This is a genomic window from Chryseobacterium sp. CBo1 (assembly GCF_001693475.1).
Lineage (GTDB): Bacteria > Bacteroidota > Bacteroidia > Flavobacteriales > Weeksellaceae > Chryseobacterium > Chryseobacterium formosense.
The window spans coordinates 168,533-184,622 of the sequence record NZ_MAUH01000001.1; the positions used below are offsets into that span (position 1 = coordinate 168,533).

At 32.8% G+C, this 16,090-nt stretch carries 15 protein-coding genes; 3 read left to right on the forward strand and 12 right to left on the reverse strand.

Features of this window, described 5'->3' with window-relative positions:
• Window positions 1–68: 68 nt before the first annotated feature.
• Complete coding sequence (locus tag BA768_RS00885) at window positions 69–554, reverse strand: hypothetical protein (RefSeq protein ID WP_065719338.1); 486 nt, start codon at window positions 552–554, stop codon at window positions 69–71.
• A gap of 113 nt (window positions 555–667) precedes the next feature.
• Here BA768_RS00885 and BA768_RS00890 point away from each other — a divergent pair, with 113 nt between their 5' ends.
• The 3 genes from BA768_RS00890 (at window position 668) to BA768_RS00900 (ending at window position 2,787) form a co-directional block, all read left to right on the forward strand.
• Window positions 668–1,279: a Crp/Fnr family transcriptional regulator gene (locus BA768_RS00890; RefSeq protein WP_165601760.1), complete on the forward strand. Its 612-nt coding sequence runs from the start codon at window positions 668–670 to the stop codon at window positions 1,277–1,279.
• A 68-nt stretch (window positions 1,280–1,347) separates the two neighbouring features.
• Window positions 1,348–2,100, forward strand: a complete 753-nt coding sequence (locus BA768_RS00895) for an SDR family oxidoreductase (RefSeq protein WP_065719340.1) — start codon at window positions 1,348–1,350, stop codon at window positions 2,098–2,100.
• Window positions 2,101–2,112: 12 nt separating this feature from the next.
• Window positions 2,113–2,787, forward strand: coding sequence for a succinate dehydrogenase cytochrome b subunit (locus tag BA768_RS00900; protein ID WP_065719341.1), 675 nt, complete (start codon window positions 2,113–2,115; stop codon window positions 2,785–2,787).
• 313 nt (window positions 2,788–3,100) lie between these two features.
• Here BA768_RS00900 and BA768_RS00905 read toward each other — a convergent pair whose 3' ends face one another.
• From BA768_RS00905 to nuoL, 11 genes are all read right to left on the reverse strand, one after another.
• Window positions 3,101–3,757, reverse strand: a complete 657-nt coding sequence (locus BA768_RS00905; protein WP_065719342.1) for a hypothetical protein — start codon at window positions 3,755–3,757, stop codon at window positions 3,101–3,103.
• 42 nt (window positions 3,758–3,799) lie between these two features.
• Window positions 3,800–4,600 carry an SH3 domain-containing protein gene (locus BA768_RS00910; RefSeq protein ID WP_065719343.1) on the reverse strand — a complete coding sequence of 267 codons (801 nt, stop codon included), beginning with the start codon at window positions 4,598–4,600 and terminating at the stop codon, window positions 3,800–3,802.
• A gap of 3 nt (window positions 4,601–4,603) precedes the next feature.
• Complete coding sequence (locus BA768_RS00915; RefSeq protein ID WP_065719344.1) at window positions 4,604–5,638, reverse strand: hypothetical protein; 1,035 nt, start codon at window positions 5,636–5,638, stop codon at window positions 4,604–4,606.
• Window positions 5,614–6,057: a hypothetical protein gene (locus BA768_RS00920; protein ID WP_065719345.1), complete on the reverse strand. Its 444-nt coding sequence runs from the start codon at window positions 6,055–6,057 to the stop codon at window positions 5,614–5,616. Before BA768_RS00920 ends, BA768_RS00915 begins: the two co-directional genes overlap by 25 nt.
• Window positions 6,058–6,062: 5 nt before the next feature.
• Window positions 6,063–6,806: a hypothetical protein gene (locus tag BA768_RS00925; protein WP_065719346.1), complete on the reverse strand. Its 744-nt coding sequence runs from the start codon at window positions 6,804–6,806 to the stop codon at window positions 6,063–6,065.
• Between the two features lie 7 nt (window positions 6,807–6,813).
• Window positions 6,814–9,132 carry a hypothetical protein gene (locus BA768_RS00930; RefSeq protein ID WP_065719347.1) on the reverse strand — a complete coding sequence of 773 codons (2,319 nt, stop codon included), beginning with the start codon at window positions 9,130–9,132 and terminating at the stop codon, window positions 6,814–6,816.
• 16 nt (window positions 9,133–9,148) lie between these two features.
• The gene (locus BA768_RS00935) at window positions 9,149–9,985 is read right to left on the reverse strand and encodes a DUF4280 domain-containing protein (RefSeq protein ID WP_065719348.1); all 837 of its coding nucleotides are present in this window, start codon (window positions 9,983–9,985) and stop codon (window positions 9,149–9,151) included.
• A 1-nt stretch (window position 9,986) separates the two neighbouring features.
• Complete coding sequence (locus tag BA768_RS00940; protein WP_123947042.1) at window positions 9,987–11,009, reverse strand: hypothetical protein; 1,023 nt, start codon at window positions 11,007–11,009, stop codon at window positions 9,987–9,989.
• Window positions 11,010–11,158: 149 nt separating this feature from the next.
• Window positions 11,159–12,544 (reverse strand): NADH-quinone oxidoreductase subunit N, encoded by a 1,386-nt coding sequence (locus tag BA768_RS00945; RefSeq protein WP_065719350.1) that lies wholly within the window; start codon window positions 12,542–12,544, stop codon window positions 11,159–11,161.
• Window positions 12,545–12,681: 137 nt separating this feature from the next.
• Window positions 12,682–14,175, reverse strand: coding sequence for a NuoM family protein (locus BA768_RS00950; RefSeq protein ID WP_065719351.1), 1,494 nt, complete (start codon window positions 14,173–14,175; stop codon window positions 12,682–12,684).
• The gene (gene nuoL, locus BA768_RS00955) at window positions 14,175–16,088 is read right to left on the reverse strand and encodes an NADH-quinone oxidoreductase subunit L (protein ID WP_065719352.1); all 1,914 of its coding nucleotides are present in this window, start codon (window positions 16,086–16,088) and stop codon (window positions 14,175–14,177) included. The genes BA768_RS00950 and nuoL overlap by 1 nt, the downstream gene beginning before the upstream one ends.
• Between the last annotated feature and the right edge of the window lie 2 nt (window positions 16,089–16,090).

Genomic DNA, 16,090 nt, shown 5'->3' on the forward strand with positions numbered 1-16,090 from the left:
ATAAAACCGATGCTTGATTGCAACGGTATTATTTTTTATTACGTTTCAAAAAATATTTAAAAGCAGAATTATTTTTTAGGTTTTAAAGATAGATTATCGATATAAACAGCTTGGTGTATACCATTCAGCATCACTTTTAAGCCTAAATGCGCATCTTTTTTCAAAGAAACATTGATTGTTTTTTTGTCGCCTGTAATTTTCGTAGCTTTCGCTACAACAACAGAAGCTTTTGTGTCAGCTGCGTTGTTTAATGACAAAACTTCTATTGTTGTTTCACCTCCGTTATCAGATATATCAAGAGTTAATGTATAATTTCCTGCTTTGATTTTCGGAGTTACCAAAACCATGTTTTCGCGTGGGCTCGTCATCGAATAAAAAGTCACTTTTTTATCTTTAGAGTAAAGCATCGCTTTTCCTGATTGGGCAGTCCAGCATTTGTCGATATCTTTCCACGTATCAAAATTTTCCGCAAGAGTAGTTACTGTTTTACATTGTGCATGAGCAGTAAGAAATCCGCCTAGAGTCACTATTCCTGTAAGTAATATTTTTCTCATAAATTGTTTATATATTATGAAGTAAAAGTAGCTAAAAAAGATTTTGTTAGAAAGTTTAAATTTGATTATTTTGAATGATTCTAAATGTTTTTTATCATCTTTATTTTTATTATATGCAAGAAAACGTAACTTGTACGAAACTATTAATTATGCCCAATCAGTTGTATCATCATATTGTAAAACTTGTTCCTGCATTTGAAAAAGAGGTTGAAAAAGTGCTTACTTATTTTGAAAAACGGAGCTTTCCAAAAGATTATATTTTGATCAAAGAAGGAAATATGGTGGATGAATTTTATTTTGTTTTGAAAGGTTGCCTTCAGATTTATTTTACAGACCATTCAGGAAGTAAAAATACAATTCATTTTGCGATCGAAAACTGGTGGGTGACAGAATATAACGCTTTCTTAGGCGCTCCTGCAGCTCACTTTACCATTGCCGCTTTGGAAGAAACAGAAGTTTTAGTTATAAAAAAAGAAAAATTCAACGAGATGTTGCTCGATTTTCCTTTTATGGCTATTTATTTTAATAAAATTCACATGAGAGCTTATGGTGCAGCATTACAGAAGCAAAAAACGTATGCCGTAACGAGCAAGAAAGATTTTCATTATTATTTCTGTACGCATTATCCTGATCTTGTGAAACGCTTTCCGGATGATGTTTTTGCTTCCTACATCGGAATTTCAACTGAAGAGCTGTCTATTTTAAACGAAAATTTTCGTTCTTAAACCAGTTTAAGATTTTTCAGCCTCAAGTTACTGATCTTTGTTTTATTAATTTAAAAAAAATTAAAACAATGAAAATAGTAATTATCGGAGGTACGGGTCTTATCGGATCACAACTTACCAATCTTTTGAAAGACAAACATGAGGTAATCGTTGCATCACCCAATACAGGAGTCAATACATTAACAGGCGAAGGTCTGGATAACGCACTTGAAAATGCAGATGTTGTAGTGGATGTTTCTAATTCTCCGTCTTTTGCAGATGATGATGTGATGAATTTTTTCAAAACCTCTACTTCAAACCTTTTGGAAGCCGAGAAAAAAGCGAACGTAAAACATCACATCGCTTTATCGGTTGTAGGAACTCAAAAATTGAGCGCAAGCGGATATTTCAGAGCAAAACAAGTACAGGAAGAGCTTATCGGTTCATCATCAATTCCGTATTCAATCGTTCATGCGACGCAGTTTTTTGAATTTGCCGGCGGTGTTGCCGCTTCAAGCGTAAAAGAAAACGGAATGTTTGTAACTGATGCTTTTGTTCAGCCGATTGCAAGCTCAGAAGTGGCTGCATTTTTAGCAAAAACGGTAGAAGAAAAACCGAATCTTGGAATTGCAGAAATTGCAGGTCCTGAAAGAATGCCAATGAATCATTGGATTGAAAATTATCTGTCTGTAATGAATCGTCCTTCTGAGATTACGATTGAAAAAGAGGCTCCTTATTTCGGTGCAGTTCTGGAAAAAGATACTTTAGTTCCGGAAAAAGCAGTTTTTGAAAGTAATATCAGATACCAGGATTGGATTGCAGACCCAAAGAACCAAAGATAAATATTGATTATTATGAAAGGTTTCAGACGTTTTATGACGAGTTCTATCGGCAGAAAGGTGGTAATGGCAGCGACTGGTCTGTTTCTGATCAGTTTTCTGATTGTACACTGCGGTGTAAATGCTTTGATCTTTTTTGATGACGGAGGAAAAACGTTTAATATTGGTGCCCATTTTATGGGTACCAATCCTGTTATCAGGACGATTGAGGTGTTTCTGATCTTTGGTTTTCTTATTCATATTGTACAGGGATTGATGATCTGGTGGCAGAATAAGAAAGCGCGTCCTGTACGTTATGCAGTAAATGGAACATCCAAAAACAGCACTTGGTACAGCCGAAGCATGGCATTATTGGGCATATTGCTGCTTTTGTTTCTGATGATTCATACTTCAAATTTCTGGATTCCAAACCGTACCAACCAATTTATTCATGGTGAAGAACTTCCGCTTTATAAAATGATGGTTGAGAAATTTCAGAATCCGGTTCAGGTTGTTTTATATGTATTCGGATGTTTTTTATTGTTTTGGCATCTGCTTCATGGTTTCAAGAGTGCCTTTCAGTCTTTAGGAATAAATCATACGAAATATAATTCTACAATTGTATTTTCAGGAACGGCTTTCGCATATGCTGTTCCGTTTATTATGGCGATGATGCCGGTTGCTATTTATTTGGGGTGGGTTGGGGAGTAGGTAGGTGAAAATTATTTTGTTCTCTCAAAAACTCTCGAGGGAATTTTTTGAATATCCTTATTTTGCTTTTTCATTAGCAAGATATACTTTCGAATTTAATTTTTCCGAAATTTTGCGAGTGTAAATTTTTTCCGAGTTTTTAATGTTATTGTCATCGTCGTATATAAAATTTATAAAGATTGCTCTTTTGAAGAATTGATATTCTGTAAAGTAAGATTAGTATTTTTTTTACAGGAAAAACACTTAATAAAATTAATAAGATTAAAATTTGTTTCATTTTTATATACAGCAATAATTATTGAAAAATAATTGTCTATTCGACTTCATTTCCATACAACATTATTTTGTCTAGTAAATCTCGATTCCAGTTTTCTGTATAAATGTTCTGAAGTTCTGATGCCCATCCTGATGTATCCTTTTTTTCATTATTAAAATAACCTGAAGAATAGTATTTCCCTGTGATAAAATTAAACGACTTAATATATTTGTTCCTATTGTCCTTCGAATAGCTGAGATCATATCCAATAACTTGTATTTTTCTATTTTTAGGATTAAATCTGAATTTAATTTTCTCAATTAAATTTTTTTTCTCACCAGAATTGTTGGGAACTGTTTCTTGATTTGCATAATCTATTCTTAATTCTATTATTTTATTTTTATTTATAGGATCGCTTAAGAAATAATCTGCTTCAATATTATTATATAAAATACTATTGTTGAATACTGGTATTTCAATTATTTTATTTAAAGATGATAGTTGTAAAGAAAGTATAAAACTTGAGAGATCATCAGTTTTTTTCGCCTGAACTTTCACTTCATCTTTTATGTTATCATTATCAAAGTATAATGATTTCGGAGGTTCATACAATGTATCAATAGTGGATTTTGAAGTATTGCTTACCTCATTTTTTTTCTGACATGAGATATTAATAGTAAATATGCAGATTATTGAAATTGAAATTTTGATCATGATCAGCTTATATTCGATTAAGTTTTGTAGATCTTATTAAACTCAGTTTTTAATCCTACTTCTATGTACGTATCCCTCTTTCTCTTCTTTTGTTTTTACCAAAAACCAATCTTCAGAGTTATCTAAAATCTCAATATGTTCACCAGATTTTATTTTTTGAAGAATTTCGGATGATGTGCTTTTATCTTTGCGAAGATTTGTAAAACCATCTGGGTCTTGAATTGTACGTATATTATTTATGTAATCTGGAATTTTTTCGTAATCAAACTGTTTTATATCAATTTTATCACTGATTTTATAGCTTTTTATTTTATTATCATAAAAATTTGATGATTCAATTTTAGTAAGAAAAAAATTGTCTTTATTCCAAGAAAATGACACTTTGTAAATAATTTCATCAGCTTTTCTTGAGATCTTGACTGAAAATGCTTTTGAATTTTCTAATTGAAAGTCAGAATAAGCATCCATAGGCTCGTTACATCTTAGACATGGTATAAATTTTTTATTATTAATTTGGTTATAATTATCTTTCTTTTTACTAACTAATATACATAGTGTTCTTCTGTATTCATCAATATTTTTAAAATATTTATCTCCAAAAACGTTACTTTCATTTCTATTTGCTTTAATCAAAATTTTATCGTCAATTTTATCATTGTTAAAGTCTTTTATTAGACTATCAATAATTATTGTTGATATTGGTAGTTTTAATAATACTTCTGTGTTTTTATTTACTTCATTATTTTCATTTAAGCTCACGATGGGCTCATTAATTTGTTTTAAATCATTTTTTTTACAAAAAATGCAAATTAAAATTAATAGACAAAATTTTAGATTTTTCATAATTTACTCTTTTATGAGTTCCTGCCAATCTTGATTTAAAAAACGTTTACTTTTAATGAAATATTTTCCATCTTCATATTTAAGATAAAAATCGTCTAAATCATCTTGGTCACACTTTCCTTGAGCATGTATAATATTTTCATTATTTATTAATTCATATTCGCCTTCACAGCCATAATCTTCAGAATATTTTACATCAATGCTTAAAATTGCTTTTGCAGGAGATTTTACCGTAATAAAATATCCTAAAGAAACTTCCTCTCCATTGGAATTACTGATTGCAGGAGCATAAATTTTATAAGCACCAACAAGGATAGGTTCTTTTAATATATTTTGCTTAACAAGACTACCTTTATTTTCTTTAATTATTATTGAGTTCTGCTTTGTTATTATTCCATCACTTGATAATTTAAAATGTTCTTCTTTTGTGAATATTGTATTTTCTTCATCTGTTTTGAATTCTTTTGTAAAAAGATTTCCATTTTTATTAAAGTAGCCAAGTTTTAAATCAATTGCAAACGGATAGCTTTTCTTGGTATAAATATTTAATCTTTGTGAAAATCTAGAATTTGCGAAAACCAAAATATCTATTTGATGTACCGTTGGAGGAAAATCGTAGTTAGGTTCTTCAATAGTTTTAAATGTTTTAAGGTAAACAAATGATTGATTTTTATTGGAAATAGAATCTACAACAAAAGTAGAATCCAGTCGAATCCCTTTTTCTGTTATAAAAGAAATATAATTTCTATTTTTCACTAATTTTCCTTTAACATTATCAAAATAGTCTAACTTATTTAAAATAGACTCATTAATCATATCAGATTCACTTATAGCAACAGAGCTTTGATAAGGGTCTATCTTCCATTGATGAGGAAATTTTGTTGTAACCATTTCTTTACTTCCAATTTCTGTAAACTGAAATAATTGTTTTTCTTTTTTCTCATCAATTTGATAGTTTTTCTTACATCCTGTAATAATTAATAATGAACTTATTATTATGCAAAATTTCAGATTTATTTTTTTGTAAGTTCCTGCCAATCAATTGATGTTGCTTCATTTCCAACACCTTTAATAAAATAACTCTCATTATCTTTTTTTATCTCAAAATCTGGGTATTTAGATTTACAGTTTGATTCTTCTCCATCATAATAAAGTTCAATGTAATCAGCTTTATCAATAATTTTGTATTTTCCATTACAGCGAATTGGTTCGTGGTAAGTATTAGTTTTTAGAAAAGCCTCATTTTTTTTGATTGTAAAGTAGTATGATATAGATGCCATTCCTGTAGTAGTGGCTTCAGTTTCAGTCTGAACCGAGAACTTACCAATATATTTAGAAGGAATTTCTTTGTATTTGGAAACTTGAAATCTTGTCTTTTCTTTTGGAACTGTGTCATGATTTTTGCAAGAAAACACAAGAATCAAACAGCTTACAAAAATAATTTTATATGCTTTCATTCTTGTTATTTTTTATTAAAGAACCCTTTTTCTGTTATTTCGATATTTGTTTTACTAAGAATTTCAGTATTCAATTCATTTACAGCAAAATCTTTTAGATATAATTTTAAATTTTCATCAATATAAAAGAATCTTTTATAGCTTTGAATATCATCATAATTATTGTAATAAATGATTTTAGAATCAATAAGAACGTCTTCATTATTAAATGTTGCCAAACATAAATAATTAAAAGAAGATTTTCCATTTCCACTTCCTAAGATTGATTTGTATTTATCCCCATTTTTATATAGTTTAACAATATAGTTGGGTGTTTTTGATATAGTTCCAGCATAATAAACCGAATCTAGTACCACTGAACTATCATAAAGTTTTAATAAAATTTCAACCTCTTTTTTAGAAGCATAAATAACCTCTTTTTTATTATAGTTTAAAGAATTAAAAAAATCATCTGTGTTTTTTTCAATAAAATAAAATATAGAATCATAACCTTTTTTTGATATTTTCTCAATTGAAAAATCAGGATTATTATCATCAATTTCTTCCAGATTATTCCATTTTTTAGGAAAATCATATTCAATAAGTTTTTTCTCTCCTATTGGGAGTTTTAATAATACTTCTGTATTTTTCTTTTCTTCATTTTCATTTTCATTTAAGTTAACTATGGGCTCATTAGTGACCTGTTTTAAATTATTTTTTTTGCACGAAAGGCATATTAAAATAGATAGACAAAATATTAAATTTTTCATAATTTTCTTATTCTTTTATAGTTTTTACGATACTAGAATCAAAATCACCTGCATGTAAATGATCTTCATGTCCTCTCGAATATTTAGTTCCAATTAAATTAGGATACCATCTTGTTTGTCCACGATAAATATTTTTAAAATTAAAATGTTTAAAAGCATTTACTTTTTTTTGTTCTAATGCTAAAGTTGAATAATATGCAGTATCTGCACTATCTCCATTAGGATGTGTCACACTAGGATAACTGGTAGCATCTTCAAAACACATACCTGTACAGAGAACATCTGTTCTACCTAATGTTGCCAATGCGCCTATAAAACCAGCGTAACTTTCTGGATTACAGTGCCTTCTTTGAGAATTTTTAAATGAATAATAAATTTTAACATTACCATTATTATAACTAAGACTATCTTTCATTCTTACTAGTTCAACTTTTCCTGTTCCCTTGGGATATTTTTTGAATCCATACCTTGTACCTTCAACACAGATATCACCATTTGAATAAACATATGCGGTTTGTGCGTTTCCACCTCTTGGATATGAATATGTTTCGGTATATCCTCTCGGTATTGACGAGATAGTTATACCATTATTTCTTTTATTTGCAAAAATATAGTCAACAACGCATATTTCATGTTCTTTATTTTCTTTATCGTGGAAGACATATTTATATTTTTGCTCGTAACCTGATTTTATTTCTTTTGGAATATGCTTTTCTATTTTTCCATCAGCATATATATGATAAGTAACAATATCTGTAGCATTTATAGTATCAATTTTTTTATCATCAATCCTACATGTAAATTTAGAAGTTTTATTATTTATTCCATCCATTTTGCTCTTATAGAATCTTGCTAAAATTTCTTTTCGCTGAATGCCATTGTTGTCTTTGTCAACGCTTTTGTTATTTTTATACTCGATTGTGTCTTTTTCATACAATAAAAAATCATCTTTTTGTCCAACTCCTTTGGGAGCAAAAACATGCAGATAAATATCTTCTGGAGTTTTGATTTTATTTTTAGCAGGTTCAAAATATTTTTTCACTTTATCAAGCTGTCTAATTTCTCCCATTTGGGCATAGCCTAATTTCAGCCTGTTTAAAGCATCATATCTTGGTTGAGTTCCTTTTGTTGCTGGAGTAGATTTAGGAAATTCGTTCATTCCTTCTAATGCATCTTGAGTAAATTGAATTAACCCAACTGCACGAGAAGATTTAGAACCGCTATCTTTATGAAAACTACTTATTGTTAAATCTTTGGGGCTATCATTAGCTGATTGAAAACCTTCTCTATGATGTGCTTTAAAACTTCCCCATGTCTCAACTTTCATTACCGCCATTAATCCATTAGCCATTTCTATTTTTCTACTTTCCCCCCAAAGTTCTGCACAAATCTGTACTACCTTCTTTCTAAACTCACAACTAACTTTTCCGCCCCAAATTAAATCTTTATATTGTTCTTGGCAAATACAAGTTCCTGGTTGCCTAGTAGCATTTCCTCCAACACTCGTCGCAGTCCTCGTTTTTTCTTCTACATAATCTCCGATTTTCCCAATCCCTTCAGCAATAATATTGGTAGCTTTTTCAATAAATCCAGTAGATTCCTCTTTCTTTTCAGTTTGTTGCTGCGGCTGTTGCTGCTGTGATTCAGTTACAGAAACCGGGGTTTTATTTGTTGTCTCCTTTGATAAATAGGATGCGCTTACAAAAAACTTTTTAGTGGTGTTGTGATTACCTGAGAAAAAACTCATCCAAGTTTGGGGTGTTGCATACTCAGACAGACTGAATTTTATTTTGGCAATACCATTTTTGTCAACTTTTGCGGTTTTGGGTTTCTGATATTTTTTTTCTTCTGTCGCTCCTTCCTCCCAAAGATAGAAAGTTATTTCTTTTCCTACCAGATTTGAAGTCCGGGCTTCTGCGCTCAAGCTTTCATTGAATGTGGCTTTGTTTACATCGGCATTATCACGGTTGAGTAAAATGACTCTTCCGATAACGGGTTCATGTTTTGTTCTTGGCACAACAACTAAGCTTGCTGTCAGTTTTTTCTCAATCTTATTCAGAATATTCTTACTTTCTGTATGAACTTCTATTTTAAATGAAATGCCTACCGCTTTTTCACCAAATGTATAGGGAACTTTCTCGCCATATTTTATGTTTCCTGACACCTGTTTCCAGTTGTTGTTTACCTGCTTATATAAAGTCCAGATATGTTTTTCATTCTCTTTTTTTCCGAACAAAGGATTTTCGAAATGATAGACAAAATCGGATAGTTCATAGAAGGTTTTTTCTTCTGCTTTGGGATTGGTGCTTCCTTTTATGGTTTTCATAACGCTGTGTTTTTAATTATTCAACTTCAAAAGGATCTTCTCCGTTTATTTCTTCCTTAAACTCCTCAAAATCTACCACCGTATTATACACCTGCTGTTCCTTAGAATCAGCATTGTCGACATTTCTTTTTCCCAATTCTGACTGTTGACCATGTTTGAAAATGGTAATTTTTCCGCCTGTGCAACACATGAGTTCAGATAGTTCGGTGACACAACATTTGCCCATTACTTTTACTTTATCATAAGTTTTTGTCCATTTTCCGGAAGGAGCGTAGGTACAAGGAAGATATCCGCCGGAACTTGGTTTGAGTTTGCATAGCCCGAAAGGTTGTGTAGGTGGGTCGAGTTGGAGATCATCTTCAGTTACGGCAAGATAATCGGTTTGTCCGTCTGCATCGTTCCAATAATGCTTTTGATGGCTGGTTACTTTCAATTTCGGAAATTTAAAACCCTGATTGCATTGTACCATTCCTTTCTGAATGACGAAATATTTTCCGTCGTGTTCGCTTGAAGAATTTTCTGATTCTTTAACTTCTTCAGACTTTTCGTTGGCTGAATTGTCAATTTCTTTTTCATTGTTTTCCTGATATTCATGATTAGATTGCGCTTCTTCTTCTTCAAAATCATGATTATTCATGCAATCCTGTTCAAGATCCGATTCCGAATTTTTAGATAGAAACTGTGGGTCTTCAGGAATTAAAATAGAAGTTCCTGAAGGTAATTCGTTGTAAACAACTTCACTTTCCGAACAATTTAAATTATGGAAAGTCCGGAGAAAATTTTCATCCTTAACATTAAATTTTTTCGCAATAGAGGCGAAACTGTCGTTTGGTTGTGTTTGGTAGGTTTTCATCTTAATTTTGTGTTATGTGTAAATGGTGCTTTTGAAATACTTCGTTTTGATGCCGGATTTCAACAGAGGATTTTATTTCATATAATTGTTTTGTTATTTTATGGGTGAAATATTGAATCTGAATTTCAGCATCGATGTAATCTTTGGCATTTTCATCTTCAATTCGGATTCCTTTTAACAGTTCTCTGAGACTGCAGTTTTCTGAATTTGTTCCGGTTATTTTAGTTTCAACAAGATCAGGATCATCAAATGTAAGTTCAGTCTGAAAATTGAATTCTACAGGAAATGAATTCTTGTAAATATAAAATGCTTCCTTCCAGCCTGTTTTTTTATGAAACCATTCCAGGTTTGGAAATAAGGTTTGATACAATAGACTGGACTGTATCTGCCTGAAAAAATAATTTTCATCCGTTAACTTTTCAACAAACCAATCGATATAACTTTTGGAAATATCTCCAATAAAAAAATCTTCAAGATCAGCTCTTTTATTTCTGAATTTTTCTATTAAATTTTTATGATCCAATAAAGATCCTAATTTCCCTTTTTGCGAAATATTGTACGGAATAGGGTAGATGCTATTCATGCAGGCTAAAGAAAGCGAAGAAACTTTGTCATCCGAAGCGATTCCGTTTTTTCTGAAATCTGCTAATGAAGTCTCTGCTGCAAAACCGTGTTTGCTGTTTTGAATGTTGAGATTAGCAGAATAATTAAAGTCCGAATCTTTTTTATGAGGTTCCTCAAATTTTTCTGAAACAAGATATTTTGAAGCATGAAAACCTTGAGAATATTCTTTCGACGGTAACATTTTGCTTTTGCGGATTTCCTGTTCTTCTTTAGAAATAAAAAGGGTGGGAATCAAAACGAATTCAACGCCTCTGAGATTGGTAAACCATAGTTTATCCATCTTTCCGCAATTATGGTTGTGAAATTCTTTAAGTTCATCTTCAGTCATCCGCATTCTGGAAGCTAAAGAAGCCAGGCTGTCCTGTGGCCGCACTTTGTGTTTTATGAAATTGGGCATCATTTGTGTATGTGTTTTTCATCTGTATAAAGCTAAGAAGTTTTCTGCAAATATTTTGTCGTAGTTTTACGACAATTGATGGTTATTTTGAATTTTAACAAAAAAAACCTTCCAAAATCTGGAAGGTTTTAATTTTTATATTATAATTCAGATTACAATCCGAATTGCTTTGCAAACAGGTCAGGGAAGATTCCCAGTGCAATAATCGAAGCAATGATAAATACCGCAACGATATTATAAGTGATCGATACACGCTCTGTTGTTTTGAAGGTTGTTTCTTTAAAGAAGAACATGGCAATAATCAGTCTTAAATAATAAGCAATAGAAATTGCTGAACCTAAAACGGCTACGATTACTAAGAATGTATTGTTGTCTTTCGTTAACGCCTGAGCAAATAATGAGAATTTACCCATAAATCCGGCCGTTAAAGGAATTCCTGCCATTGATAATAAAGAGATTGTTGCAACCACTGCCAGTAACGGTTCAGATTTAGCCAAACCTTTGAAGGCTCCGTAAGAAGTTTCTCTCTTTAGTTTTTCAACCCAGATTAAGCACATAAATACACCCACTGTTGAAAGTGAATAAGCAAATAAATAAAATGCCAATGTATAAGTAGATAGTGCATTCATTCCGAAGAATACCAATCCGATATATCCTGCGTGAGAAACTGATGAGTACGCCAACATTCTTTTAGCATTCGTCTGGGCAAGTCCCATTGCGTTTGCCAATAATAAGGTAATGATTAAGAATACGCCTAAAATATTGATCCACTCTTGTGTAACTCCGGAGAATCCGATCGTCATTAATCTGAACAATGCGAAGAATCCTGAGATTTTTACCACACTCGCCATAAAAGCGGTGATCAATGAAGGTGAACCTTGGTAAACATCCGGACTCCACATGTGGAACGGAGCTAAAGCTACTTTAAATGCCATTGCACAAAGCATCAACACAACTCCAAGAATAAACATTCCGTTTGTAGGATTTACGGTGCTGAAATCGTGAATTCTGTATAAATCAAATGTTCCTGTGCTTCCGTAGATGAATGCAATGCCCAACAATAAGAAACCTGTTGCAAATGCTCCCATTAGGAAATATTTTAATGAAGCTTCGTTTGATCTTAAATCTGTTTTGTTAGCTCCCGCCATTACATACAATGGAATAGAAAGGATTTCAACACCGATGAATAGTGTTACCAAATTTTGGTATCCGAACAATACAAAACCGCCACACAATGCAAAAAGCATCAATGCATACAATTCTGACTGATGGTTTCTGTGATTGCTGAATGCAAAACCTCCCAGGAAGAACAAAAGTAAAGTCGTTACAATAGAAATTTTCGTAAACAAAGCGGTGTTTGCTCCGTATTCATACATTAATCTGTATTTTTCGAAGAAAGATGCTTCAGGTAAAAAGCTTACATACAATGCAACGATCAGCCCAAAAATCCCAATGTATCTTGCGAATTTTCCTTTTTCAAAAACTCCCGAGAATAATGCAGCAACTGCCGTCAGGAAAACAATAATTAAAACACTCATAATTTATTTTTGAGATTTGAGACACGAAATTCAGTATTCAAGATTCAAAGTTTAATATTCAAGATTTTATACTTGGCTCTTTTCACTTTTACCTTGATCCTTTAATTCATCTCTCTTAATTCTTAATCTTTATACTTTTAATTAATCATTGATGAATACACAAACTCCAATGAACTTCCCACCATATCGATAATCGGCTGAGGGAAAATACCCAAAAGAATTACAAAAACTGCAATACTTGCCAATACCGAAAATTCTACTGCCGATAAATCTTTAGCCGTGCTCAAAACGGCTGCATTACCTTCACCAAACATGGCTTTACCATAAAATCTTAATAGATAAACCGCACAAAGAATAATGGTTAAACCTGCAATAACTGAAGCCAATACATTAAAATCAAAAATAGATTTAATAAGGATAAATTCACCAATGAAACCATTCGTCAACGGAACTCCCATTGATCCTAAAATGATTAATAAAAACAATACTGCAAACTTAGGAGCCACTTTTGCTAAACCTCCCATTTGTCTGATATCTCTTGACTTAAATCTTTTGTATAAAATGTCTGCACAATAGAACAAACCTGCAACGTTGATACCGTGAGCGAAAGTTTGAACTAAAGCTCCTTCAGCTCCTTCAATCGTTAAAGTTCCTCTTAAAGTAAGCACTGCTGAAGAGAAAATACCTGCCACCATCAATCCAACGTGTGAGAAAGAAGAATATGCAATGATTCTCTTCATATCGGTCTGGATAATCGCAATTAAAGCACCATGTACAATCCCGATAATCGCAAGGATGATTACAATCTGTCCTGAAATTCCCAAAATAGCACTTGGTGTAATGGGTAATAAGTATCTGATCACTCCGTAGATCGCCATTTTAAGCATAATACCTGATAAAAGCATCGATCCCTGAGTAGGAGAGTAGGTATAAGTGTCGGGTTGCCAAGTATGGAAAGGGAAAACCGGAAGTTTCACTGCAAATGCAAAGAAAATGAACCAGAATACAACAATCTGCTGTGTTTCACCCAAATCTGCATTATACAGATCGGTAAGAGCGAATGAAGCTGAGTGTGTGTAAACATAGATTAAACCAGCCAACATAAACAAAGATCCTACGAATGTATACACGAAGAATTTTGTCGTGAACTCCATTCTTTTGTTTTCCTGTCCCCAAAGAGCCGCAATAAACCAGATTGGAATAAGCGTTACTTCCCAGAAAATATAGAAAAGTAAGCCATCTAGTGAGGTAAAAACTCCTACAAGACCAAACTGCATCAACAGGATTAGACCATAGAAAGAATTTTTGTAGCTAACGTTTTCGTTAAATGATGATAAAATAATTAGCGGCGAAAGAATATTGGTCAGCAATAAAAGAAGCATGCTCATCCCGTCGATCCCGAAATGAAGCGTACTTTTGATAAACTGTGACCAAGGGTAAGTGATTTCATACTGAAGCGTACTGTCTACAGTCGGATTAAAATCAAAATCCGAAAGAGCGTAAAACGTAAGCAACATCTGAATCAAAGCAATTCCCAGCGCCAAATATTTGCTGGAAGCGTTCTTCCATGCAAAGATTAATCCCGAACCTACAAGAGGTAAAAGTAATAATGTTAATAGTAAATAAGACATTATTGTAATATAAAGTTAACAATCAGTATAATTCCCACAGCCAAAGTCATGATAAGAACATAGTTCTCAACATTTCCGTTCTGAACACGTTTCATAGATCTTCCGCTGTCTTCAGCACCTTCACCTATGTAGTCCACAAAACGGTCTAAAACGCCTTTGTCAAACATTTTTCCGCCACGTCCAAGTCCTTCGAAAGTTTTTACAATTAATGCATTGTAAAGCTCATCAACATATAACTTTTTAGCAGAAAGTTTTTCCCAGCCTGTATATTCTTCCTCGGCAAGAGCCATTTTCTTCTTGTTCACATACATGTTTTTCACAATGAACCAAACCGTAAAGAACATTAAGATGGTTGCTCCCAAAAGAATCATTTCTGTATTGAAATCAACTCCTGAAAGAGTCATTTCCATTTGCTTAAAGCTTTCAGGTGTCAATACCGGTTTCAGCCATTCCATTAATTTAGCATAATGACCGTGACCGATAAAGTGTGGTAAATTAATAAAACCTCCGATTACTGAAAGTATCGCCAAAACAATTAACGGTAATGTCATGTTTATCGGACTTTCGTGTAAATGGTGTTTTTGCTCTTCTGTACCTCTGAACTCTCCGTGGAAAGTAAGATAATACAGTCTGAACATATATGCTGCGGTTGTTGCTGCCAAAATAAATAACATTACCCAGTAAATAGGGTTTTTAGCAAACGCTGCAACCAAAATTTCGTCTTTAGAAATCATCCCCGATAATAAAGGGAAACCTGAAATAGCCAATGTTCCGATCAGGAAAGTGATGTGTGTAATTGGGATTACTTTTTTAAGTCCGCCCATAAAACGCATATCCTGCTCGTTGCTCATGGCGTGGATTACAGAACCTGCTCCCAAGAATAACAATGCCTTGAAGAAAGCGTGTGTCATTACGTGGAACATTGCTGTAGAATAAGCTCCTAAACCTAAAGCGATAAACATAAAACCAAGCTGTGAAACTGTAGAATATGCCAATACTTTTTTGATATCGTTCTGACGCAGTGCGTAAAAACCAGCCAAAGCAGCGGTTAAGAATCCGATTAATAAAATTCCGCCCTGAACAGTTGGAGCTAAAGTGAATAAGAAGTTTGATCTTACCACCAAATAAATACCTGCAGTAACCATCGTTGCTGCGTGAATCAATGCTGAAACAGGAGTTGGACCTGCCATCGCATCCGGTAACCAAGTATATAATGGAACCTGAGCAGATTTACCAACAGCACCGATAAATAAACTTGCTGTGATAAAAATGATGATGTTTCCGTCTAATTCAAATTTTGCAGCATTTTGTGCTACTGAAATATAGTCTACAGAGTTGGTCTGAGACGCAATCATGAAAATACCGATCAATAAACCAAGGTCACCGATTCTATTCATGATGAAAGCTTTTCTTGCAGCTTTCCCATATTCTTCGTTGGTGTACCAGAATCCGATCAATAGATAAGAACAAAGACCTACACCTTCCCAACCGATGAATAAGATCATATAGTTGCTTCCCATTACCAAAAGTAACATCGAGAAGATGAAAAGATTTAAATAAGTAAAAAACTTATAGAAACCTTTGTCGTGGCTCATGTATCCTATAGAGTATAAGTGAATTAAAGATCCGATTCCTGTGATAATCATCACCATCATTAATGACAGCTGATCAATCTGGAAACCGAAGTTGATCTGAACTCCGTTTACTCTGAACCATTCGAAAGCTTTCACGACAACCGCCGGACTTTCTGAATCAAATTTTAAAAATAAGCTTACCGCAATACAAAAAGACGCAAAAACTGCAGCTGTTGCCAAACTTCCGACTACAATCTTAGGAAGATTTTTCCCGAAAAGTCCGTTGATAAGAAAGCCTATAAGTGGTAAAAGTACTATTACATATATTAAATTCTCCATTC

Bases quoted from the DNA above. Each gene is read 5' to 3' on its own strand.
- BA768_RS00950 (WP_065719351.1), bottom strand. From the start codon at position 14,175: ATGTCTTATTTACTATTAACATTATTACTTTTACCTCTTGTAGGTTCG.
- BA768_RS00920 (WP_065719345.1), bottom strand. From the start codon at position 6,057: ATGAAAGCATATAAAATTATTTTTGTAAGCTGTTTGATTCTTGTGTTT.
- BA768_RS00940 (WP_123947042.1), bottom strand. From the start codon at position 11,009: ATGATGCCCAATTTCATAAAACACAAAGTGCGGCCACAGGACAGCCTG.
- BA768_RS00910 (WP_065719343.1), bottom strand. From the start codon at position 4,600: ATGAAAAATCTAAAATTTTGTCTATTAATTTTAATTTGCATTTTTTGT.
- BA768_RS00890 (WP_165601760.1), top strand. From the start codon at position 668: ATGCAAGAAAACGTAACTTGTACGAAACTATTAATTATGCCCAATCAG.
- BA768_RS00930 (WP_065719347.1), bottom strand. From the start codon at position 9,132: ATGAAAACCATAAAAGGAAGCACCAATCCCAAAGCAGAAGAAAAAACC.
- BA768_RS00925 (WP_065719346.1), bottom strand. From the start codon at position 6,806: ATGAAAAATTTAATATTTTGTCTATCTATTTTAATATGCCTTTCGTGC.
- BA768_RS00945 (WP_065719350.1), bottom strand. From the start codon at position 12,544: ATGAGTGTTTTAATTATTGTTTTCCTGACGGCAGTTGCTGCATTATTC.
- BA768_RS00895 (WP_065719340.1), top strand. From the start codon at position 1,348: ATGAAAATAGTAATTATCGGAGGTACGGGTCTTATCGGATCACAACTT.
- nuoL (WP_065719352.1), bottom strand. From the start codon at position 16,088: ATGGAGAATTTAATATATGTAATAGTACTTTTACCACTTATAGGCTTT.
- BA768_RS00885 (WP_065719338.1), bottom strand. From the start codon at position 554: ATGAGAAAAATATTACTTACAGGAATAGTGACTCTAGGCGGATTTCTT.
- BA768_RS00900 (WP_065719341.1), top strand. From the start codon at position 2,113: ATGAAAGGTTTCAGACGTTTTATGACGAGTTCTATCGGCAGAAAGGTG.
- BA768_RS00935 (WP_065719348.1), bottom strand. From the start codon at position 9,985: ATGAAAACCTACCAAACACAACCAAACGACAGTTTCGCCTCTATTGCG.
- BA768_RS00905 (WP_065719342.1), bottom strand. From the start codon at position 3,757: ATGATCAAAATTTCAATTTCAATAATCTGCATATTTACTATTAATATC.